Source organism: Listeria booriae (genome assembly GCF_000766865.1).
Lineage (GTDB): Bacteria > Bacillota > Bacilli > Lactobacillales > Listeriaceae > Listeria_A > Listeria_A booriae.
The window spans coordinates 331,366-352,439 of sequence record NZ_JNFA01000023.1 but is presented as its reverse complement, the minus strand read 5'-3'; the positions used below and the strand labels follow the sequence as shown (position 1 = coordinate 352,439).

At 42.6% G+C, this 21,074-nt stretch carries 26 protein-coding genes; 22 read left to right on the top strand and 4 right to left on the bottom strand.

Going from position 1 to position 21,074, the window contains the following annotated elements:
- Positions 1–2 precede the first annotated feature (2 nt).
- On the top strand, positions 3–1,133 hold the full coding sequence (locus EP57_RS09670; RefSeq protein WP_036086154.1) for an Lmo2079 family surface lipoprotein: 1,131 nt from the start codon (positions 3–5) through the stop codon (positions 1,131–1,133).
- A gap of 58 nt (positions 1,134–1,191) precedes the next feature.
- Here EP57_RS09670 and EP57_RS09665 read toward each other — a convergent pair whose 3' ends face one another.
- The 3 genes from EP57_RS09665 to EP57_RS09655 all read right to left on the bottom strand — a co-directional run bounded on the left by EP57_RS09665 (position 1,192) and on the right by EP57_RS09655 (position 3,872).
- The gene (locus EP57_RS09665; RefSeq protein WP_036086152.1) at positions 1,192–2,340 is read right to left on the bottom strand and encodes a VanZ family protein; all 1,149 of its coding nucleotides are present in this window, start codon (positions 2,338–2,340) and stop codon (positions 1,192–1,194) included.
- Positions 2,341–2,432: 92 nt separating this feature from the next.
- Complete coding sequence (locus EP57_RS09660; RefSeq protein WP_260442691.1) at positions 2,433–2,792, bottom strand: DUF4064 domain-containing protein; 360 nt, start codon at positions 2,790–2,792, stop codon at positions 2,433–2,435.
- A gap of 63 nt (positions 2,793–2,855) precedes the next feature.
- The gene (locus EP57_RS09655; protein WP_036086150.1) at positions 2,856–3,872 is read right to left on the bottom strand and encodes an acyltransferase family protein; all 1,017 of its coding nucleotides are present in this window, start codon (positions 3,870–3,872) and stop codon (positions 2,856–2,858) included.
- 157 nt (positions 3,873–4,029) lie between these two features.
- On the opposite strand from EP57_RS09655, the gene EP57_RS09650 reads away from it, so the two are divergent.
- A complete protein-coding gene (locus EP57_RS09650) occupies positions 4,030–4,509 on the top strand; it encodes a methylated-DNA--[protein]-cysteine S-methyltransferase (protein WP_036086147.1) in 480 nt (159 codons plus the stop codon).
- Positions 4,510–4,596: 87 nt separating this feature from the next.
- Positions 4,597–4,929: a hypothetical protein gene (locus EP57_RS09645; RefSeq protein WP_036086145.1), complete on the top strand. Its 333-nt coding sequence runs from the start codon at positions 4,597–4,599 to the stop codon at positions 4,927–4,929.
- Between the two features lie 282 nt (positions 4,930–5,211).
- Here EP57_RS09645 and EP57_RS09640 read toward each other — a convergent pair whose 3' ends face one another.
- A complete protein-coding gene (locus EP57_RS09640) occupies positions 5,212–5,904 on the bottom strand; it encodes a DsbA family oxidoreductase (RefSeq protein WP_036086142.1) in 693 nt (230 codons plus the stop codon).
- Between the two features lie 167 nt (positions 5,905–6,071).
- Here EP57_RS09640 and EP57_RS09635 point away from each other — a divergent pair, with 167 nt between their 5' ends.
- From EP57_RS09635 to EP57_RS09550, 19 genes are all read left to right on the top strand, one after another.
- Entirely contained in the window at positions 6,072–6,830 is a 759-nt protein-coding gene (locus EP57_RS09635; protein WP_036086138.1) for an adenylyltransferase/cytidyltransferase family protein, read from the top strand.
- Between the two features lie 97 nt (positions 6,831–6,927).
- Entirely contained in the window at positions 6,928–7,407 is a 480-nt protein-coding gene (locus EP57_RS09630) for a DUF6530 family protein (RefSeq protein ID WP_036086136.1), read from the top strand.
- A 7-nt stretch (positions 7,408–7,414) separates the two neighbouring features.
- Positions 7,415–7,762 carry a GIY-YIG nuclease family protein gene (locus tag EP57_RS09625; protein ID WP_036086238.1) on the top strand — a complete coding sequence of 116 codons (348 nt, stop codon included), beginning with the start codon at positions 7,415–7,417 and terminating at the stop codon, positions 7,760–7,762.
- Positions 7,763–7,897: 135 nt separating this feature from the next.
- Positions 7,898–8,722 carry a hypothetical protein gene (locus EP57_RS09620; RefSeq protein WP_036086134.1) on the top strand — a complete coding sequence of 275 codons (825 nt, stop codon included), beginning with the start codon at positions 7,898–7,900 and terminating at the stop codon, positions 8,720–8,722.
- Complete coding sequence (locus EP57_RS09615; protein WP_036086132.1) at positions 8,719–9,507, top strand: SGNH/GDSL hydrolase family protein; 789 nt, start codon at positions 8,719–8,721, stop codon at positions 9,505–9,507. The genes EP57_RS09620 and EP57_RS09615 overlap by 4 nt, the downstream gene beginning before the upstream one ends.
- On the top strand, positions 9,504–10,409 hold the full coding sequence (locus tag EP57_RS09610; RefSeq protein WP_036086131.1) for an ABC transporter ATP-binding protein: 906 nt from the start codon (positions 9,504–9,506) through the stop codon (positions 10,407–10,409). The genes EP57_RS09615 and EP57_RS09610 overlap by 4 nt, the downstream gene beginning before the upstream one ends.
- Positions 10,402–11,382 carry an ABC transporter permease gene (locus EP57_RS09605; RefSeq protein WP_036086129.1) on the top strand — a complete coding sequence of 327 codons (981 nt, stop codon included), beginning with the start codon at positions 10,402–10,404 and terminating at the stop codon, positions 11,380–11,382. Before EP57_RS09610 ends, EP57_RS09605 begins: the two co-directional genes overlap by 8 nt.
- A 225-nt stretch (positions 11,383–11,607) precedes the next feature.
- Positions 11,608–11,775 carry a hypothetical protein gene (locus EP57_RS17090; RefSeq protein ID WP_206539133.1) on the top strand — a complete coding sequence of 56 codons (168 nt, stop codon included), beginning with the start codon at positions 11,608–11,610 and terminating at the stop codon, positions 11,773–11,775.
- The gene (locus tag EP57_RS09600; RefSeq protein ID WP_206539132.1) at positions 11,747–12,037 is read left to right on the top strand and encodes a hypothetical protein; all 291 of its coding nucleotides are present in this window, start codon (positions 11,747–11,749) and stop codon (positions 12,035–12,037) included. The genes EP57_RS17090 and EP57_RS09600 overlap by 29 nt, the downstream gene beginning before the upstream one ends.
- Positions 12,038–12,144: 107 nt before the next feature.
- Positions 12,145–13,011 (top strand): VOC family protein, encoded by an 867-nt coding sequence (locus EP57_RS09595; RefSeq protein ID WP_036086127.1) that lies wholly within the window; start codon positions 12,145–12,147, stop codon positions 13,009–13,011.
- Entirely contained in the window at positions 13,008–13,964 is a 957-nt protein-coding gene (locus tag EP57_RS09590; RefSeq protein WP_036086125.1) for a ring-cleaving dioxygenase, read from the top strand. Before EP57_RS09595 ends, EP57_RS09590 begins: the two co-directional genes overlap by 4 nt.
- Positions 13,965–13,972: 8 nt before the next feature.
- Positions 13,973–14,578, top strand: a complete 606-nt coding sequence (locus tag EP57_RS09585; protein ID WP_036086236.1) for an alpha/beta hydrolase — start codon at positions 13,973–13,975, stop codon at positions 14,576–14,578.
- Positions 14,575–15,192, top strand: coding sequence for a flavin reductase family protein (locus tag EP57_RS09580; protein WP_036086122.1), 618 nt, complete (start codon positions 14,575–14,577; stop codon positions 15,190–15,192). Before EP57_RS09585 ends, EP57_RS09580 begins: the two co-directional genes overlap by 4 nt.
- An 84-nt stretch (positions 15,193–15,276) precedes the next feature.
- Positions 15,277–15,786 (top strand): GNAT family N-acetyltransferase, encoded by a 510-nt coding sequence (locus EP57_RS09575; protein WP_077916825.1) that lies wholly within the window; start codon positions 15,277–15,279, stop codon positions 15,784–15,786.
- 402 nt (positions 15,787–16,188) lie between these two features.
- Positions 16,189–17,466 carry a GTPase HflX gene (hflX, locus tag EP57_RS09570; protein ID WP_052167625.1) on the top strand — a complete coding sequence of 426 codons (1,278 nt, stop codon included), beginning with the start codon at positions 16,189–16,191 and terminating at the stop codon, positions 17,464–17,466.
- A 48-nt stretch (positions 17,467–17,514) separates the two neighbouring features.
- Positions 17,515–18,384 carry a metallophosphoesterase gene (locus EP57_RS09565; RefSeq protein WP_036086119.1) on the top strand — a complete coding sequence of 290 codons (870 nt, stop codon included), beginning with the start codon at positions 17,515–17,517 and terminating at the stop codon, positions 18,382–18,384.
- Between the two features lie 61 nt (positions 18,385–18,445).
- Positions 18,446–19,438, top strand: a complete 993-nt coding sequence (locus tag EP57_RS09560; RefSeq protein WP_036086117.1) for a lipoate--protein ligase — start codon at positions 18,446–18,448, stop codon at positions 19,436–19,438.
- 86 nt (positions 19,439–19,524) lie between these two features.
- Complete coding sequence (locus tag EP57_RS09555; RefSeq protein ID WP_036086114.1) at positions 19,525–20,151, top strand: PepSY domain-containing protein; 627 nt, start codon at positions 19,525–19,527, stop codon at positions 20,149–20,151.
- Positions 20,152–20,254: 103 nt separating this feature from the next.
- Positions 20,255–21,034 (top strand): hypothetical protein, encoded by a 780-nt coding sequence (locus tag EP57_RS09550; protein WP_143812837.1) that lies wholly within the window; start codon positions 20,255–20,257, stop codon positions 21,032–21,034.
- Positions 21,035–21,074 lie beyond the last annotated feature (40 nt).

Sequence of the window (21,074 nt, the reverse complement as noted above, 5' to 3'; positions counted from 1 at the left end):
TTATGAAAAAAGGGAAGTTAGTATTTTTAGTATTAACGCTTGCAATGAGTTTGGTGTTAGCTGCTTGCGGAAATACACCGCAGGAAACGTTTACAAAAAGCGTAGATAAAGCATCGAAGCCAGCGGATCAATCAACAACGACAATCGGTTTTAAAGTAGATGAATTACCGGCAACGTTAAAAGCAGACCAAACAGGTGTCATGTTAGACGGTTTATCTTTGAAAATGACCGTGGCCAATGACCAAAAAGCACAGAAAACAGCAACAACAATCGCAGTAAAAACAGCAGGTTTAGTGAACTTAGACGTAAACTTGGACTTACTTGTAGACGCTAAAGCAGAGAAAGTATATTTCCCATTAGCGGATTTATACGATGATAAAGGCAATCTGACAGCGTTACTAGATCAAGTAACAGGCGGCATGTTCTCACAAATCAAAAAAGAGAATCCAGACCTAGCAACGAAATACGTAGAAGTTACATCACTAGCCGAAGATCTTTCTGGTACAGAAGCTAAGAAAGAAGCTGCAGACTCAAAAGAAGTCGAAAAAGCAAGCAAAGACCTATCTAAAAAAGTAACAAAAACAGTCAATGACTATTTCAATAGTTTGCCAGAAGACCGCTTCACAGAAAACGATAACGGCGATGTTACAGTCAAACTAACACAAGACGATATCACAAAATTGGCGACCAACCTATCTAAATTACTAGATGACAAAGATGTCAAAGCAGACCTAAAAACAATTTTTGAAGCAAATGGTGTTTCTGCTGACGAGTTTGACAAACAATTCGACTCTATGAAGAAATCCATTGACGACGCGATTCAAAAAATGAAAAAAGATTCCAAAGCTAAAATCACTGTAGACGTGACAATCACACCAGACAAAGACGACAACATCAAGAATATGACGATGAAAGTGAAAATCACTGAAACAGACAAAGACAAGCCAGAAACACTCGGTTTTACAATGACATTAAAAACGACAGATTCCGCAAAACTTCCAAAATTCCCATCATCATCTGACGTTATTTCCACCGAACAATTGCAAAAAATCATTTCAGAATCAACAGCAAGCTACTACAAATCATTGTACGGCAATGACAGTACATCAGACGATAGCACAACAATCGAATAACTAAAAACAAGGCTCGTTTAGTTCGCGCATACATCGCGATTTCTAAACGAGCCTTTTCTCATGTTTTTTTCTTAAATGTACTGATATGCATCGTGTGACTTAATTTTTCATAAAAAAGCTGGCGATCCTTCGAGAAGAAGTTAATACAAAAATGAATGAAAAACATAAACGCACTTACAATCCCGACACCGAGCACGGTTAAAAAGAGAACGGGCGGCAAATGATCCACGAAAAACGGATTGAGCGGGAAAATAATAATGGCTAGCGTCACATAATACAATAACCCATTACGAACCAACAGTTGCCACAATGTCGCCTTATCAGATGGCGTCGTCGAAACGATGCGAATGCGTACAAGCATTTTTCCGAGTGTGCGTCCATGCGTGAATGCCGGTAGCAAGATGAAGTAAAGAAATACAACCAACAATAACCACCAAATTTGCGTAAATCGCGAGCCACCATCGATTTCAAGCGTTGTAAACGGCAGTACATGAACGACTCCAAGCACCCAAGTCACAAAACGCAAAATCGTCCAATCTACCAAAAATGCTAGAAAACGGCGCAAATAACTGACTTGTTGCCCCTTAATATACGTCGCCTCATCCATTTTCGTTCGCGTCGGTAATAAACTCGTAAACATCGGTGCAATCGCAAAACCAACCATCCCACCAAGCGTGTTCAGCATCAAATCATCGACATCAAAAAGCCGATACGCATGCGGATAAATCCCGTAAATCCCCGTCAACTGCGTCACTTCAAAAAACAACGAAAGCAAAAACGAAAACAATGTCGTCTTCCAAAACGAAAAGCGGAAATAATAGCGCAAATAAACACCGAGCGGAATAATCAACAAAATATTAAAGATAGGCTGCAACACAACAGCTTGCGTCAGTGCCGCCAAATATGTACTCGGGTCATCCCAAACGAGCGTCGTATGCGTCATGAAATCATGAACAAACTTAAAAGGCACTAATTGCACAGGTGAACCCGTCATTTTCGCCACATCATCCGGATCTGGTAATGGCAACAAAACAAGCAACAACGCGCACAACAAGTAAAAAATAAACGTATACAAAACCACGTTCCGCAAAAAATGTAAGCCACCAAATTTATGATATTGATAAATCGCAAATGGCAACGTCAAAAAGAAGGCCAGAACTGGAAAAACAAGCAACGCAATTTCAATCGGGAATAAATAAGGTTGCATCAAATAACCTCCTTTGTCACATTATTCCTTCCCTGATGCAATGATACAATAAAAACTAGCAGAACGACAAGCATTCTGCTAGTTTTTGTTTCTTAGTATTTCGGCGAAGGTACACGGAAAATACCCATCAAGCCTGCAAGAATTAATAAGATTCCAGAAATAATCCAAGCTTGGCCGATTACGAAGAACATTAAAATACCGATAAGTACGAGTAAAACGCCCCAACCGCGCGGGCTTTTTTTAATGAGCAACGAAGCGATGAGTGCTAGCGCTGACGCCACGACCGTTACCCAGCCTAGTGTCGCAATTTCATCTCCTAGTGCTCCATTTAAATACGTGAATGTTTGGATGTAGTCCGAAATATTGTCTCCATACCCTACAATCCAAAAACCAGCAACCAATCCTACGATAGAGCCAATGAGCCCGAGAACTAATTCCGCTGTTCTTGACATAATTTTTCTCCCCCTGTCTGTGATTTCGTCCATGTTTTCTTTCTTACACATTTGAAAATCAACTTATGCGTTACGTATAAAAAATGACTTCCACCTTGACGCTCGCAATTCAATCATCGGTTGCCACATCGCTGTTACAAACGAACTAGACAAGAAAACGGTTAATCCGAATGAAATAATGAGAACCAACAAGAACGTTTGCGAATTACCGATGAAATCACTCGCAGCCTCTTCACGAAAGTACTTAATAAAGAAGCCGTGCAATAAATATACGTACAGAGTATTTTTACCCCATTTCGTGAAGAATAATCGTCTTTTCGGTATCAAACAGAAAAAACTAGCAATCATAACAAAATTTATGACATAAACAGCACTACGCGCAAGGGCACCAACGGCATTTGAATCAACGAAAACATCGTACGGCTTAGACCCAAGAAACCAATTCTCCTCTATCTCGGGATGAAGCGCAATCAAACAAGCTGCAACGAAAAACACAAGCAACGCCACATACTTCGCAGCCACTGTCTGAGCAAATGCAAAATGCGCTTTCTTAAGGAAAAAACCAACTAAAAAGAACGGAAAAAACACAAATGTCCGCGATAAACTCAAATACCCGTTGATAATATCAAAATACCCCGCCATAAGCCCGATACCAATCGAAAGCGATATCCCGACCCAAGCTGGCCATCTAGAAAACGAAAGCAACATCACATTCCAAAAAAACAAGCTCAGCAAAAACCACAAAGACCATTCCGGATAAAGCAACTTCAACGAAAAACTATTTTCCTGAAATAAAAAATAATAGAAAATCGTATATCCCGTCTGAAAAAACAAATACGGTAAGATTAATTTTTTTAATGTCTTAAGTAAATAGCCCGGTTTTCGGAAATTTTTAGCGAAATATCCTGAAATTAGGACAAAAGCTGGCATATGAAACGTATAGATAAAGACGTAAAGCAGTTTTAAATGATCAGAAGCTGCGATAAATGTTTGCAATAAATGTCCAAAAACGACGAGACAAATAAGTAAGAATTTGGCGTTATCAAAGTAAAAACTTCGATTTTTAAGTGATTTGTCCATATTTTAACCCCCAATTCAAGCTTATTCTCTCATAGCAACGTGACAGCTATTCTACAATGAGATAACAATTCAATGATAGGCTTGTAACGTTGCCGATAGCGCTTGTCATCAAATGAAGGCTGTGCTATGTTGAAAGAGACGAAAAGGAGGGGGCGCAATGTTGCTTTATGTAAATGAAATAGACTCGCCGCTTGGAAAGATATATTTAGGCGTTTCTGATGATACAGTGAACTATATTTCGTATGATAAAGCCGATTTTATAGCGCAACACGAAGCGATTTCAGCTGAAGAAACACCACTGATGCGTGAATTGAAAGCGGAATTACAGCAATTTTTCAAAGGCGAAATTCAGGATTTTACGGTTCCAATTGAAGTAGTGGGAACGGATTTCCAGATGCGTGTTTGGAAGGCGTTGCGGACAATTCCGTATGGGGAGGTCGTTTCTTACAGAGATATCGCGGAACTTGCGGGGAGTCCAAAAGCAGTACGCGCTGTGGGGCAAGCCAATCATGCTAACCCGATTCCAATCATTATTCCGTGCCATCGCGTGATTCAAGCAGACGGGAAAATCGGTGGGTATAACGGCAGTGATGTTGAACGCAAACAATGGTTATTAGCGTTAGAAATGCCATTTTAGAAAGTTATTATAAATTTCATGGCTCGTTCATAGTTTTTTCTTATTTATTGGATAAGATAAATGTAATGGAAAGGAGCTGAAGATGGCATGGAAAATCAGTTTGAGACACCAAAGAAAACAGTGAATAAATGGAAGTGGAGTACCATCATTGTGAGCATCGTCTCGCTCATTACAATCTCTTTTATGGGGTTCGCTTTATTTCAGCAAAATCAGAACGGGATGAATGGACAAGGAAATATGCCAAATAACGGCCAATCTCAAATGGGAGGTTCCGATGAAACATATGGTACACCACCAAGCGGAGGACCAGGCGGGCAAAGTGGGAGCACCTCTGATCAAAGCGGCGACACAGATGCCAATTCTGGCGCATCGATAAATCCAGATACGGACTCATCCGCAGGAACTTCAAGCGAAATTTAAATTGCAAAAAAAGCGACACTCCACTTTAGCTGGGATGTCGCTTTTATCAAGAGTCTGGGACATAGCCCAAGTAAATCGGCGAGAAGCGCTCGCATTCAGGGAGTTTGGCGGACTTCCGGTTCTCACGTACACCAGTACGCTCCGCTTCCGGCTTCCACCAAACTCCCTGAATACAAACGCTTTCGCTCGATTTGTGTAAAGCAAAATTTTTCGTCTTACCCAAAGTAAGTGGCTCGGCGGTTTTGCTTTATCTTGAGTTTTGTCCTAACCTCTTATCATGGTTTAGCAATTACAGGAACCGCCAGAACAGCATTGATCTCCGTCGCCATCAAGCATGGTTAGCGGATTTTCTTCTTTCCATACTTTATCGAGCACTTCTTTGAAACTTTCTGCTGGTTGTGCGCCTGAAACGCCGTATTTTTCGTTGATAACAAAGAATGGTACGCCTTGAATGCCTAGCGCCGCGCCAGTTTGTTCATCATCGCGAACGTCTGTGGCGTAAGCATCACTTGCTAGCATCGCCAACACTTCTGCTTTGTCTAGGCCAACTGTTTGGGCAAGTGTGGCCAATGTTTCGTGGTCGCCTAAATGTTTGGATTCTGTGAAATAGGCGTGAAGCAATGTTTCTTTTAACGCTTCAGATTTTCCTTTTGTTTTTGCGAATTGTAATAGGCGGTGAGCGTCGAACGTGTTTGTCGGGATCATCGTATCGAAGTGATAATCAAGACCAACCGTTGCAGCTTGTGCGCTTACCTGATCGTTCATGCTTTTCGCTTTTTCGACCGTCATGCCGTATTTCTCTGCTAAAATCTCGTCCATTGTTTGGTCATACGATACTGGCGCGTTTGGATCTAACTCGAAACTACGATATTCCACTTCCACATCTTTGCCAAATTCCTTTAAACCAGCCTCAAAATTACGTTTTCCAATATAACAAAACGGACATGCAAAATCCGACCAAATTTCTACTTTCATGATTTGTTCCTCCTAAAAAGTACTATGACACTCCTTCTAGTATAGCGTTTTTAAACAGTGAATTCAAACTAGTTGCTTACTATTTGTTAGTGAATTGTTTTAGAGCAAAGAAGTTGTTAAAAATGCTTCGAATGGGGTATCTTTGTAGAGAAGAGGAGTGGTCGGGAATGGAAGTTTTTCAAGTGACAGATAAGTTGCCAGATAGTGATGATCCGGTAATTCTAGTGATTGGCAAGTTCGATGGGGTGCATAAAGGGCATCAGCACTTGTTGGAGCAGGCTAAAGCATTGTGTGCTAAAGAAGAGAAGTTAGCCATTGTTTGCTTTACGCCGCATCCGCTATGGGCATTACGAAAAGACCCAGCATATCAGCGCGCGATTACGCCAGACAGCGCCAAGTTCTATTGGTTGGAACATTACGGTGTGGACAAAGTATACAACATTTTATTCACAACAAAATATGCCGAGAACTCCGCAGAAACATTTATTCGTGAGCATTTACGAGGACTAAACTTACGGCATATCGTGGTTGGCGAAAGCTTCAACTTCGGAAAAGGACGCGATTCAGATGTCGATTTGCTCATTAATTTGTGCGGCGAACGCTCTGTACCAGTAACGGAAGTACCGTTTGTCAAAGATCACGCCCACAAAATCAGTTCCACAGATATTCGTGCGGCAATCGCTGACGGGGATTTTGCGACGGCGAAGTTTTTGCTAGGACATCCTTATTTTATAGAAGGAGAAGTGATTGAAAAGCGTGGAACGTATTGGCTGACTGGAATGGACGAATATGTTATTCCGAAAGCAGGCGAGTACGATGTCACGATAAATGGCGAGCAAAGGCGAATTCAAATTATTAATGCCGACCGAATTGCGCTACCAGAAGTTACAACTCCTGCCCAAATAACATTTAACACTGCCAAATAAGGTGGTGTTTTTTGTTAGGTTGCTTTTTGTGGTAAATGCTGTTATAATATTTTTTAGTAAGTTACTAATTTACTAAATTACTAAAAGGAGAGATACCATGAATATCCCAACAAATTTGAAACATAAGCCAGTGATTGTCGCAGAGAACTACGATGATGTGGATGGCAAATACGCTTACAACTCAGATGCGAAAGGCTTGTCACTTGGTTTGGCACAATGGAATGATCGCGGCAAAGTTGATATTTCAGCGAAAGTTTGGCGTCATACGGGCGGGAAATGGTCTCGCCAGTCAGAAGAATTACCGCTTCACCGTGTGTTAGATTTAGCGATTTTGATTAGTCGTTCGACATTATATTTTCGTGATGCGTATAAACACGATAATTTTTATGATAAAGAGAACCCGCAGATTGACCGGATTGGCTTGCAAGGTGACGCGATGACGGTTGCGGTTTGTGATGATAATGAAAGAATTGATGAGGACATTGCGTTGTTCCAGCAAGCGATGACCGATAGCGATGAGCTTTTAAGTGAGCGGTTGCGCACGTTAAGTCGAATTTTGAAGGAAGCAGGTTATTAAAGTGAGCATGGACCGAGATACGAAGAAGAAAATGATCAATGAATATAAGCAGACGAAGCATCGGGCCGGTGTGTACCGCTTTGTGAGCCGCGAAACAGGGAAATATGTTTTGGCAGCGAGCATGGATTTACGCGGTATTCAAAACAAATACCAATTCGCGATTAAGATGAAGTCACCAGGCGCGTTGCCTTGGATTATGGCGGATGAAGCGTCGAAATATGGCTTGGATACGATTGAGCTTGAGGAACTGGAGCTTGTCGATATTAAAGACGAAATGACAAATGACGATATTAAAGAAGAATTAGAAGTGATTTTAGAACTTTGGCAAGAAAAATTAGCCGAATCAGAGGAATAAAATAGAGCCAGAACCGGTAAGAGCCAACAATGGATTGGTTTTTACGCGGTGCTGGCTTTTTTGTTTAGGTTTACGGGTAATTCTGCTATACTTAAGCGAAAGTGAGTTTGTTCGTAAAAAGGGGCTGATAAGGGGATGCGTAAATATTATCGACATCAAATTGGTATAGCGTTAATGCTAATGCTTGGAGTGACGACGGGGCTTGGAGCGGTGAGACGGGTGCTTTACATCTTGCTACTAAATCAAGAACGGTCTAGTATTTATTGGACAGTCGAATTAGGGTTAGCGGTTATTATGATTGTAACAGCGGTGCTTTCATATGCTGGCTATAAATTAAAGGGAACCGAAGTAGTTGTGAGTCTGTTATTTGTCACCTACTTCACATATTTTGTTATTCGTGCGGTGATGGGTGTAGAAGAAACTGTGAATATTCAAAATGCGAATCTCTTATGTTTAATTGCAGGGCTGGCGATGTTTTCCGCGTTTGTTCTTTTTTATACGATTGAAGCGGAACCGATTTTGCCAAAAGCGGAGAATCGAATGGTAACGGTCAGCGGTTTTGTTTTGCTACTCCTTGGTGCGGGGTTAGGTCTTGTGTTAGCGATTTTGCGATATCAGACGTACTTAGGTGTGGAGAAATGGAGCGGTGCTACTTTTGATACGATGGTTTTTTATCCAGCGATGATTGCGATTGGGGAATATCTTTTTGTAGCGCTTGGCTTTATTGTTTTGGCAGTTCTTTTATTCGTCAAATGGCAGCGAGTGTTTGCTTATGTTGGAATGGGAATTGCGTTGCGGGAATTATTATTCGGATGGTTGCAATTTAATACAGGGCAACCGAACGGAACAGGATTAACGATGGAAGCATTATTGCCATTGTTTATAGGAATTATCGGATTTGTAGGCTTCCTCTTATTTATTGGTGGGGCTAAAAGAGGCGAACAGGAGGAAACAACTTGAAACGAAATAAATGGGTTGTCATGATGACGTGGCTTTCGGTATTGGCATTATTGCTTTGCCTAGGCGGAATCGTCGCAGTGGCACTAGGTCAAACAGGTAAAAGTACAACGACAACAACAGAGACAAAAACAGATGTCAAAAAAGCATCGCAATTCCAAGTGACGGGACTCGGCGATTCATTAACAGCAGGCGTGGGCGATACGGATGGCAAAGGCTATGTCCGCCGTGTCATTGATACGCTTGAAAAAGACGGCACAAACGTAACGCTGTCCAATCTTGCCATCAGTGGCGCACGAAGCAACCAGTTGCTGGCCCAGCTCGGACAAAAAGAAATCGGGCAACAAGTGACGAATGCCGATGTGATTTTCTTGACGATTGGCGGGAACGATTTGTTTCGCGGTGGTGCAGCGCTTGAGAATTTGAATGCGGCGGAAATTCAGAAGAATGAGACGGCGTATTTAAACAATTTGGAGAAAATTTATAAACGGATTCGCGAGCTGAATAAAGATGCTGTCGTGTATCATCTCGGTTTGTATAATCCGTTCGTTGATGTGAAAAATCGCGTCGAATTAGCGAACATTGCGTCGAAGTGGAATATGGATACGGAGAATTTGGCAAGCAAGTTTTCGCGTGTAGTTTATGTGCCGACGTACGATTATTTCATTTTGAACGGTAAAAAATATTTATCAAGCGATCATTTTCATCCGAATGGAGCGGGCTATCAGTTGTTCGCGGACCGCTTAAATAGCGTAATGACAACAGATGGGGCAGGTGATAGCAAATGACGGCGGCGCTTTTAGTACAAGATTTAAATAAAAAAATCGGCAAGCGGCAGATTATTAAAGATATTAGTTTCAAGGTCAATGAAGGCGAAGTTTTTGGCTTTTTAGGACCGAATGGCGCTGGGAAGACTACGACGATTCGGATGCTTGTCGGATTGATTAAGCCAACATCAGGTACGATTTTAATTGGTGGTAAAGATATTCGTAAGAACTTCACGGAAGCGATGAAGAGTCTTGGTTGTATTGTGGAAAATCCGGAATTCTATCCGTTTTTGACGGGGTGGGAGAACTTGGCGTACTTTGCGCGGATGGATAAAACGATTCCACCAGAACGGTTGCATGAAGTTGCGGAATTGGTTGGTATGACAGCGCGCGTACATGACCGGGTTTCGACTTACTCGCTCGGGATGCGTCAACGTTTAGGGATTGCTCAGGCGTTGTTGTCGAATCCGAAGTTACTCATTTTGGATGAACCGACGAATGGGTTAGATCCATCGGGTATTCGAGAAATGCGCGATTTTATTCGTTTTTTGGCGAAGGATCAAGGGATTAGTGTGCTAGTTTCTTCGCATTTACTGAGTGAGATTCAGCTGTTGTGCGATCGTGTGGCGATTATGACGCAAGGTGAGATTATTGCAACGGACGATGTGCACCGGCTTTTGTCGGATCGTGAAAAAGCAAGATGGCGCTTTGAACCTATGGCAAAAGGAAAGGCGATTTTGGAAAGTATGACGGAAGTAGAAGAGCGTGATGGAGCGCTATATACGCCGTTTCATGCGGATAAGTTGCCAGTTTGGAATAGTCGCGTGGTTCGTGCAGGTGTGCAAGTGCTTGAAATGCAGAAAATCACACCATCATTAGAAGATTTATTCATTGAGTTGACAGGAGGGCAAGGCATTGATTAATTTAGTGTACAATGAGCAACTGAAGCTTTATCGCAAGCGGCGCCTCCTGATTATTTTGTTTCTTGTCGCGATTATTGTTGGTATTTTTACGTATGCGCAGTTTCGGGAACATCAGGAGACGGAGAAGAAATCGGGAACGACGGATTGGCATGTGCAAGTCCAGCAGCAAGTGGTGGATATTGAAAACCGGCTGAGTTCGAATCGGATTCCCGATGAATATAAGAAGTATATGCGCGTAACGTTGGGGCAACTGCAATATTACTTGGATGAAGATGTGAACCCAAATTCACCAGGTGCACCGACTTTCTTAAAATCATTTGTGGAAAATGGCATCGGATTGCTGTTCCCGTTGTTTGTCATGGTGATTGCGGCGGATTTGATTTCGTCTGAGTCGGGAAGTGGGACGATTAAGTTCTTGCTGACCAGACCGGTGAAACGATGGCGCATTTTGACGAGTAAGTTTATTTCGATGATGCTTTCGGTTTCGATTATTTTGCTCGCTTCGGCCTTGATTGCGTATGCGATTTCGGGTGTGGTGTTTGGCTATGGTGGCTGGACAGCGCCGATTTTGACGGGATTTGATGTGAGCGGGGATACGGTTGGAACGGCTGGTGTGTATTCCTTACCAATGTGGCAGTATTTATTGATGGAATTTGGTTTGGCATGGCTTGTAGCGATGGTTATCGGCGTGTTGACGCTGATGTGCTCCGTCCTTGTTCGCAGTACGGCGGCGGTCATGGGGATTATGCTTTCGGCGCTCATTACCGGATCAATTTTGAGTAATTTGGTTTCATCGTGGCCGAGCGCGAAATATTTATTCATGGTAAACTTGCAACTTACGAATTATTTAAACGGCACAAGCCCGCCGGTTGACGGAATGACACTCGGATTTTCTGTTGTGACATTGCTCGTTTGGACTGTGGTTGGATTAATCGTATCTTATTGGGTATTTATGAAACGTGACGTATATTGATAGAAAAACTACGTATCGGAAATCTGAGATTAGATTTTCGATACGTAGTTTTATTTGCGTCTATGGACTTCCTCTTTGTTTATCTTCCTTTTTTACGTATTATGTTATATTGTAGCATACTCGGATTTATCGTTTCATGGATAGTGATTGCTTATAACAAGGGCGCTAATGATGATACAATAACAGGGATGTTTAAATTATATTGTAAGGGATGGGGAAGAGAGAATGGAAGTAACGCTTAATCGGGTATTAAAAAGTGAGGATTATGTGCTTCAAAATTTGATTCAGTTTTATCATTATGAATTTAGTCAGTATGTGCCAGTGTTGCGGGTGAATGCGGATGGGCTTTTTAAGAAGATGGGGATTGCGAATTATTGGACGAATCCGGAGTAACGGTGAGTTTAGTAATGTGGAGCAGTTTTTCACGCTGAAATATTATGCGGGTCAGGGCGTTGGAAGGGCTGCTGCGAAACAAGTTTTTGATTTGTTTCCTGGTAAATGGCGTGTTTTGCAAGTGAAGAATAATTATGCGGCGCAAGCTTTTTGGCGAAAAGTGATTTCGGAGTATACTGGGAATCGGTATTTTGAAAAATATGATGCAAAGGATGATCGGAGTTCTGTTCAGGAGTTTCATACGGATAATCGGATGTTGTAGAAATGTTTGTTTTTTGGTTCACTTACTTTTTGTAAGAGAAAATGCTTTACTCTTTTATAGTTTAGTGGTAAACTGTTTTTAAAGATAACAGAAAGGAGTGGGCGAACATGATTACGGGTATTCATCATGTGTCTGCGTTTACGAAATCGGCGGCGCTGAATCGACATTTCTACACGGAAGTGCTTGGTTTGCGGCTTGTGAAAAATACGGTGAATCAGAATAATACGCGGATGCGTCATTTGTTTTATGGGGACTATCAAGGGAACCCGGGAACGTTGCTTACTTTTTTTGAGATAAAAAGGTTAGGCGGGGCCAGACGGGAACAGGATTATTATGGGACGACGTATTTGGCGGTTCCGCGTGGGTCACTGGATTATTGGGAAGCGCGTGTGGCGGCAGATGTGACGGTGATGCGGCGGACGGAGCGTGGACTTTACTTGGATGATGCGGATACGTTTGCGATTATGCTTGTTGAGGTAGATGAACGGATTGCGACGGAGAATGCGACGCGGCATACGGATATTCCGGCGGATAAGCAGATTATTCGGGTGCTGGGATTGGATTGGCATGTTCGTGATACGGCGCGTTTGACGGATTTTGCGACGGAATTTTTGGCGTTACCGGAAGATGGCTTTACGTCTTTTGTGGCGACGGATTCGGATAAGCAGACGCGGATGGGACGTGGCAGTATTGACCATGTGGCATACCGGGTGGCGTCGAAGGAAGCTGTGGCTATGTGGCATCAGAAGGTGTTAGATGCTGGACTGAAAGTGGAAGAGTTTGTGGATCGGGCGTATTTTACGAGTTTGTATTTCCGCGAACCGAATGGCTTGATGATTGAGATTGCGAGCGATACGCCGGGTTTTGCGATTGATGAAACAGTTGATACGTTAGGCGAGACATTGGCTTTACCGCCATTTTTGGAAGCGAAACGGGAACAAATAGAATCTAATTTAAAGGAGAATGACAAATGAAAGAATTAAAAGGAATCCACCATGTAACGGCGATGACAAGTAGTGCGGAGAAAAATTATGCGTTTTATACGGAAACATTAGGTATGCGATTAGTGAAGAAAACGGTGAATCAGGACGATATTCAGACGTATCATTTATTTTTTGCGGATGATGCTGGTTCAGCGGGAACGGATATGACGTTCTTTGATTTTCCAAATTTGCCGAAAGGTCGTAAGGGCACGGATAGTATTTCGAAAACATCGTTCCGTGTGCCAAGTGATGCGGCGCTTGACTATTGGGTGGAACGCTTTGATTCTCTAGGTGTGGATCATGATGCGATTACGGAAAGTTTCGGTAAGAAAGTGTTGGGATTCCGCGATTTTGACGAGCAGTCATTGCAGTTGATTTCGGATGAGAATAATGAAGGTGTGGCGCCAGGAATTCCTTGGAAAAATGGACCAGTACCTGCAGAATTCGCGATTTATGGTTTGGGCCCAGTGTATTTGACAGTGCAAAATAAGGAAAATATCGGCTTAGTGTTGACGGTGATTCTTGGTTTCCGTGAAGTGGCAACGGAGGGTGGCGAACATTTATATGAAGTCGGCGAAGGCGGGAATGGTGCGCAAGTCATTGTGGAGGAACGGACGGATATTTTGCCGGCTATGCAAGGGTATGGCAATGTGCATCACGTGGCGTTCCGAGTGGAAGATCATGCGGAACTTGAGAAATGGATTGCGCGTGCGAATGAGTTTCAAGCGCCGAATTCTGGTTACGTGGATCGTTTCTACTTTGAATCGCTATACATGCCGGTTTCGCAACAGATTTTGTTTGAGTTTGCGACGGATGGTCCTGGTTTTGCGCAAGATGAGCCGTATGAGACGATGGGTGAGAAGTTGTCTTTACCGCCGTTTTTGGAAAGCAAGCGGGCCGCGATTGAGGCTGAGGTTCGACCATTAAACACGAAAAGGGGTTAGTAAATATGATGGAACACATTTTTATTCCAGGCAAAAATCCTGCGTTACCGCCACTTGTTCTGCTTCACGGGACGGGAGGCGATGAGCGTTCGCTACTTCAGATTGCGGAATTGATTGCGCCGGATGCTGCGGTGCTGGCTTTTCGTGGGGATGTGCCGGAGCAGGGCGCGAATCGGTTTTTTGCGCGGTATGCGGACGGGTCGTTTGACTTGGAAAGCTTAGCGGAGAAAACGGAACAGCTCATGGTGCAGACGGCAAAATTGGCGACGGAATATGATTTTAGGCTAGAGAACGCGATTGCGGTCGGGTATTCGAATGGTGCGAACATTGCGGCGAACGCGATTTTGACAAGGGAAGATGGTTTTAGGAAGGCGATTTTGTTTCACGCGATGCCTTCTGGTGCTGCGATGCCGGACTTTTCGCTTGCTGATGCGACGGTCTTTTTGACGGCGGGTGTGAATGATCCGCTGATTAGTGCGGAAGGTTCGCAACAATTGATTGATTTGTTGGTGGACCGAGATGCTGTTGTGACGGATGTTTGGACGCAGCAGGGGCATCAGTTGACGCTGCCAGAAGTTGAGGCGGCTAGAGATTGGTACGGGACGCTGTTATGATAGCTTTTGATGCAGCGACGTTAGACGCGAAGGATCATTATAAATTTTTGAGTGGGGCGATTATTCCGAGGCCGATTGCTTTTGTGACGACGGTTTCGGAAGACGGTATTTTGAATGCGGCGCCGTTTAGTTTTTTCAATGTGGTGTCGAGTAATCCGCCGATTGTGTCGCTAGCGATTCAGCGAGATGGTGGCATGATGAAGGACACGGCGCGCAATGTGCTTGCAACGGGCGAGTTGGTGATTCACCTTGTTGATGAGGCGTTGACGGAAGACATGAACGCGACGGCTGCTAGACTTGCGCCAAATGATAATGAATTATTGCGGACTAAGTTAACGATAACGCCGAGCGTAAGTGTGAAAACGCCTGCGATACAAGAGGCGAAAATTCGGATGGAAGCCAAGCTTTTTCAGCACATTCCGATTCCAAACGAGGCTGGGGAAGTCGTGACGGATTTAATTTTGGCGAAAGTCAGTTATTATGTATTTGATAACACGGTTTTTGATGAGGAAAAACATTATATTGATGCCGCAAAAATGGCTCCTGTAGCGCGTTTAGCCGGGAATGATTATGCGAAACTTGGCGATGTTTTTACAGTAACACGCCCCAATTAATTTTTGAAAGACGGTTGATTTTTTATTGATCGTCTTTTTTCTGTTATACTAAACAAAGAATAATTTTTGGAGGAGGTGGCGCCAGTGATTCAGATTCGGGAAGCTTGTGAGTATGATGCGAAGCGGTTTGCCAAAATGCAATTACAGATTGATGGTGAGACGGATTATATGTTGTACGGCGCTGGGGAGCGAGAGATTTCAACGAAAGATGCGAAGAAGCGATTGGAATACTTCGCGGACTTGCCGTATTCGATTATTTTAGTGGCTGAGGATATGGAAACGGAGAGCTTGGTTGGCTTTTTGATTGCTGATGGGAATCCGCCAAATCGTATGCAGCACAGTATTTACATTGCGGTTGGGGTGCTGAAAGATTATTGGGGGCAAGGCGTTGCAACGCGTTTATTCGAGCACATGGAAACGTGGGCTAGGGGTCGTGGCATCGTTCGTCGTATCGAACTCGGTGTTTTATGTGAAAATCAAAAAGCCCTACGTTTATATCAAAAACTTGGCTATGAAATTGAAGGCACACATCGTGATTCTTTCATGATAGGAAATGAATATTACGATACATATTGGCTTTCCAAACTCATTTAGCACTTGCCAACCGTTTTCCAACATGTTACAATGTGACTAATTAAAGTGAACGGAGGGTTGCCAAATGTGGAGTGTTAGACTTAGAATTCCAAATTCGCAAACAGTAATTAAATAGTGCGAGATTGAGTTTAGAATACATTTGATAGAATATGTTCTACACTCGAACGGGATTGGTCTGCCTTTACAGGAAGGAACCCATTTTTAGTTGTGATACTAAAATAAATAGGTTGCGTGCTTTGAAATTTTTAAGCCGCAACGGTATTTAACAGGGGGAGCAGATGAATTTTTGCTTCTTTTTGTTATGCTTAAATATGGTCATAACTTAATAGTTGGCGCTTTCAATTGGAAGGTCACAAAAGTCCCTCGCACGTGTAAAAGAATAAAACACTGGAGGAATGAACAATGACAAGAACAGCGATATTAGTAGGAATAACGATGAATCAAGCCAATTTTGACTATTCGATGGAAGAACTGGCGAATTTAGCGGAAGCGAATTTGATTGAACCAGTCGGCGTCATTACGCAAAAAATCGATCGCACAAACAAAGCAACATACGTAGGTAAAGGAAAAGTAGACGAAATCAAAGGACTAGCGGACTATGAAGATGTTGATTTAGTTATTTTCAACGATGAACTTTCTCCTTCGCAAATTCGTAATTTAGAAGAATTGTTAGAAATCGAAGTGATGGACCGGACGCGTTTGATTTTAGATATTTTCGCGGATCGGGCAAAAACAAGAGAGGCGCAGCTGCAAGTTCAAGTCGCGCGTTTGAAATATGAGTTGCCGCGAGTGGTAGGTCAAGGTGAAGGAATGGACCAACAAAGCGGAAAAGGCGGGCTAAAAAACCGTGGGGCTGGAGAAACGAAACTTGAAATGGATCGCCGCCGCATCAAGCAACAAATTAGCCAGCTAAATAAAGAATTAGATGGCCTTGTTGCTGAACGACAAGTGCAACGACGCCAGCGCCAGAAAAATGAAATCCCAATCGTATCCCTAGTCGGCTATACGAATGCTGGGAAGTCTACGATTATGAACGCGATGGTTTCGGCACACAGCACATCGACGCATAAGCAAGTTTTTGAGAAAGATATGCTTTTTGCGACGCTTGAGACGAGTGTTCGCGAAATTATTTTGCCAGATAAGAAGCAATTTTTGCTAACGGATACGGTTGGTTTTGTTAGTAAATTGCCGCATCATTTGGTAAAAGCTTTCCGTTCGACATTGGAAGAAGCTGCGATGGCCGATGTGTTAATTCACGTAGTTGACGTATCACATGAGCATTTTCAAGCGATGATGCAAACGACCGAAGAAACGCTAGCAGAAATGGATGTTGTCGATATTCCGGTTATTTATGCATTTAACAAGGCTGATATGGCGCTAAACACGATGTATCCTCGTCGTGAAGGCGATACGCTTTATATGTCGGCTAAGGAACAAGAAGGCTTAGATATTTTAGTACAAATGATTACAGAGCACGTGTTTGGCGACTATGAAGTTGTCACATTGCATGTCCCATTTGAACGCGGCGATGTTATATCATATTTGAACGAGCATGCCGAAGTTTTGGAAACAGCGTATGAAGAAGAGGGAACGCGTATAAAAGTGAACGCGAAACAAGCAGATCGTATGAAATTTAACGCTTTCATTGAAAAAGAGACGCAAATAGAAGACGAATCTTGAATTTCTCTGTTATAATGAGGGAAACTATTGTGAAGGAATCAAAAAGCTATGAAAAAACCTTTTTTAAAAGCAACTGGTGCCGCTGCGCTCCTTTTTACGGGCTATGCGTACTGGTCAACGAAACAATTAAGAACGACAGAATATAACATTACGTCTTCCAAAATCGCGCCAGAGCTTGACGGCTTGCGAATTTTGCAACTATCAGATATTCATGGTAGTGTATTTGGTCGCTACAATCACCGCTTAATTAAGAAAATCTGGGCGATTCAGCCGGACGCGATTGTCGTGACGGGCGATTTGCTAGATGGCGATGAAGGCATTAATATTGCGGTAACACTGATGCGCAAATTAATCAAAGTCTGCCCGATTTATTATGTGACCGGCAACCACGAAGCGAGAAGTGCGAACTTACAAGATTTACTTCCTGAACTTGCCAAAATGGGCGTTACCTACTTGCAAAACGATCATGCGTATATAACGCGTGATGGGAAATCCATTGCGATTGCAGGTATTGATGACCCGAGTATCGCGATTGATAAACCGAACGATTTGAGCCGCGATGAAGAAATTATGTTAGAAGAAGTCATTGTCCAACACAAAATAAAAGAAGCAACAGCTGGAATCCCTGATTCGCAGTTTACGATTTTGTTATCGCATCGACCGGAGAAATGGCCGATTTATCAACAAGCACCGATTGATCTTGTTTTTTGTGGACATGCTCATGGTGGTCAAGTGCGGTTGCCGTATACAGAAGGTCTTTATGCGCCGCACCAAGGTTTCATGCCGAAGTTGACTGCCGGTATTCATGAAGAAGATGGCAAGCAAATGATAGTAAGCCGCGGCATCGGGAATGCGACAATAATACCGCGCGTTTTCAATGAACCTGAAATGCCACTCATCACACTACACAGTAAATAATAACAAAGGACTTGAAGCGCAACTTATGTTTCAAGTCCTTTTTTCTAGGGAGAGAATAGGAATGATTTATATTGATAATGGGGATTGCTTAGACCAGACGAGAAATTTCGCGATAGAGGAATTTGCGTTGCGGCATCTGGACGAAAATGAAACGTGCCTCATGTTTTACCGTATGCACCCAACTGTTATTGTGGGGAAAAATCAAAATACGCTCGCGGAAATTAATACGGCTTATGTGGAGGAACATCAAATTCCTGTCTTGCGCAGGCTTTCTGGCGGTGGTGCGGTGTACAATGATGAAGGCAATATTAGTTTTAGTATTATTACGAAGGACGATGGCGATGCTTTCCATAACTTCGCGCGTTTCACAAAACCAGTTATTGAGGCACTGCAATCGCTTGGCCTAAATGCAACACTAAATGGCCGGAACGACATTGAAATCGAAGGCAAAAAAATCTCAGGAAACGCCCAGTTCACAACAAAAGGCAGACTTTATAGCCACGGTACATTACTTTTTGACGTCCAACTAGATAACGTTGCCAAAGCGCTTCACGTCAACCCGCTCAAACTAAAAGCAAAAGGCGTCCCATCCGTCCGCTCCCGCGTAACCAATATCCGAGAACATCTAGCCAAAGATATGGACATTCAAGCGTTCAAGCAAGTTCTACTACAACATATTTTCCAATCATCCGACATTCCAACCTACCCATTCACACCATCCGATTGGCAAAAAATCACCGAAATCCAGCAGCAACGCTATCAAAACTGGGAGTGGAACTACGGTAAATCACCGAAATGCAATATTAAAAAAGAACATAAATTCCCTGGTGGTTTAGTGGAGATGCAGTTGCAAGTCGAACACGGTAGAATCCAGTCCGCCCGCATTTTCGGCGACTTTTTCGCAACAGGAGATATTCAGGATGTGGAGAAGCAGCTGCAAGGAATGCCTTACACGCAAAATGATTTAGCCGCATTTGTAACACAGCTCGACGTATCTCTTTACTTTGGTCAAATAACGAAATCGGAATTAGCGACACATATTTTTTCAATCTGAGCATAAATAAGACTCTGGTATGATGTATTGCATAGTAGCTAAATGTTAGACTGTTACTATAAACAAAAGAAAGTAGGAGAGAAATTATGTGGAAAAAAATTAGTGTACTAGCAATGACGACGGTGATGGTCGGGGCGCTCGCAGCGTGTGGGGATGACGATGCAAATTCGAACAATTCATCAAATAGCAACAACAACACAGAGCAAACAACGGATTCTAACTCAAATTCCAATAGTAATTCAAACAATACGGTAGATTTAAACAATAAGAAATTCTCCATGAGCTACACAGACGCGATTGAAATTTTCAAGAACAAGCATCCAGAAGCTGACGTGACATCTGTTGAGCTGTCTCAAGAACTTGGCAAATATGTTTACACGATCGACGGCGTGGACGATAACAACGAATACGAAATGAAATTCGATGCGGACACGAAAGCAATTTTACAAGATAACAACGAGAAATTAGATGCAGAAGATGCGAACGGCAAAGAGCGAGCAAATGAAAAACTAGACCTAAACGGCATCAAAACGCCACAAGAAGCAATGACAGCCGCGCTAAAACAGCAATCAGGAACTGTCTCCGAATGGACAATTGAGCGTGAAATGAACCAAACATATTTCGAAGTAAAAATCATCAATGGTAACCAAACATTCGATATTAAATTAGATGCAAAAACATTAGCAGTATTGTCAACAGAACAAGACGACTAATTGAAGATAAGGCACTCTACCAAAAAAGGTGGGTGTCTTTTTTATTTGGACAGATTATCTACATCTAGCGCTTTTAATATTTGGCTTTACGTGATAAACTTGAATGATAGAAATAAGAGGGAATGATGGGCATATGGCAGGGGAGAAATTAATTCGGTTTTATCGGACAAAGCTGAGTAATTATAATTTAATATATTATTTCATGATGCAGCATATTGTCGGCTTTTGTTTGACGATGGTTCTTTGCTTGGCGTTTCCCATTGCTTTTGGTTTAGCCTACGGTATCAATGGTTTGTGGATGGGGATTGCGATTTATGCAGTGCTTTTAATTTTGTTTTACTACGTGCTCATTGTACGCAAAGCTCGCAAAGTCCTGTGGAAACGATACCGAATTCGTGATTTCCAGAAGTTGCAACTATTAAAATTATGTTTGCTTCGGAATTATTTGGCGCGCAACGGTTTTCAATCACCAGAAGAACTGGCGGTTTTGCAGCAAATGATTGAAGAAGACACTACTTCTTTTACAAAAATCGTGACGATAAAAAATACGGCTATTTTACTCGTTGTGTTGCTTTTTGCAGCGCTTGGAGCTGTTTTTATTTTAGAGGCAAATCCAGAAGGACACCGCATTTTCTTGGCCGTGTTGCTTGCTATTCTTGTGGTTGTTAGCGCCGTTGTTTTGCGAGGCATTAGCTATGTTGTTTCTCATGTTGTCGATGCTAAGAAGCGGAACGAAAGGGCTTTAGTACGCGATATTAAAGAGCTTCGCGCAAGTTATGTGGCGCAAAAAAACACAGAATACCAGCCATACCGAGAGATGGAATTAGTGATTCAGAATAATGATATTTTGCGAGAAATTATTGGGGAGAAGGCTTTTTTCTAAGCTGACAGGTTTCTTGAAAAATGAACTAAAAGGGGTCTAT

Coding starts and splice junctions, on each gene's coding strand:
- EP57_RS09670 (WP_036086154.1), top strand. CDS start 3: ATGAAAAAAGGGAAGTTAGTATTTTTAGTATTAACGCTTGCAATGAGT.
- EP57_RS09635 (WP_036086138.1), top strand. CDS start 6,072: ATGGAAGTTTTTCAAGTGACAGATAAGTTGCCAGATAGTGATGATCCG.
- EP57_RS09610 (WP_036086131.1), top strand. CDS start 9,504: ATGACGGCGGCGCTTTTAGTACAAGATTTAAATAAAAAAATCGGCAAG.
- EP57_RS09560 (WP_036086117.1), top strand. CDS start 18,446: ATGATTTATATTGATAATGGGGATTGCTTAGACCAGACGAGAAATTTC.
- EP57_RS09640 (WP_036086142.1), bottom strand. CDS start 5,904: ATGAAAGTAGAAATTTGGTCGGATTTTGCATGTCCGTTTTGTTATATT.
- EP57_RS09565 (WP_036086119.1), top strand. CDS start 17,515: ATGAAAAAACCTTTTTTAAAAGCAACTGGTGCCGCTGCGCTCCTTTTT.
- EP57_RS09625 (WP_036086238.1), top strand. CDS start 7,415: ATGGACCGAGATACGAAGAAGAAAATGATCAATGAATATAAGCAGACG.
- EP57_RS09665 (WP_036086152.1), bottom strand. CDS start 2,340: ATGCAACCTTATTTATTCCCGATTGAAATTGCGTTGCTTGTTTTTCCA.
- EP57_RS09630 (WP_036086136.1), top strand. CDS start 6,928: ATGAATATCCCAACAAATTTGAAACATAAGCCAGTGATTGTCGCAGAG.
- EP57_RS09555 (WP_036086114.1), top strand. CDS start 19,525: ATGTGGAAAAAAATTAGTGTACTAGCAATGACGACGGTGATGGTCGGG.
- EP57_RS09590 (WP_036086125.1), top strand. CDS start 13,008: ATGAAAGAATTAAAAGGAATCCACCATGTAACGGCGATGACAAGTAGT.
- EP57_RS09585 (WP_036086236.1), top strand. CDS start 13,973: ATGGAACACATTTTTATTCCAGGCAAAAATCCTGCGTTACCGCCACTT.
- EP57_RS09655 (WP_036086150.1), bottom strand. CDS start 3,872: ATGGACAAATCACTTAAAAATCGAAGTTTTTACTTTGATAACGCCAAA.
- EP57_RS09645 (WP_036086145.1), top strand. CDS start 4,597: ATGGAAAATCAGTTTGAGACACCAAAGAAAACAGTGAATAAATGGAAG.
- hflX (WP_052167625.1), top strand. CDS start 16,189: ATGACAAGAACAGCGATATTAGTAGGAATAACGATGAATCAAGCCAAT.
- EP57_RS09650 (WP_036086147.1), top strand. CDS start 4,030: ATGTTGCTTTATGTAAATGAAATAGACTCGCCGCTTGGAAAGATATAT.
- EP57_RS09550 (WP_143812837.1), top strand. CDS start 20,255: ATGATAGAAATAAGAGGGAATGATGGGCATATGGCAGGGGAGAAATTA.
- EP57_RS09660 (WP_260442691.1), bottom strand. CDS start 2,792: ATGTCAAGAACAGCGGAATTAGTTCTCGGGCTCATTGGCTCTATCGTA.
- EP57_RS17090 (WP_206539133.1), top strand. CDS start 11,608: ATGGAAGTAACGCTTAATCGGGTATTAAAAAGTGAGGATTATGTGCTT.
- EP57_RS09620 (WP_036086134.1), top strand. CDS start 7,898: ATGCGTAAATATTATCGACATCAAATTGGTATAGCGTTAATGCTAATG.
- EP57_RS09595 (WP_036086127.1), top strand. CDS start 12,145: ATGATTACGGGTATTCATCATGTGTCTGCGTTTACGAAATCGGCGGCG.
- EP57_RS09580 (WP_036086122.1), top strand. CDS start 14,575: ATGATAGCTTTTGATGCAGCGACGTTAGACGCGAAGGATCATTATAAA.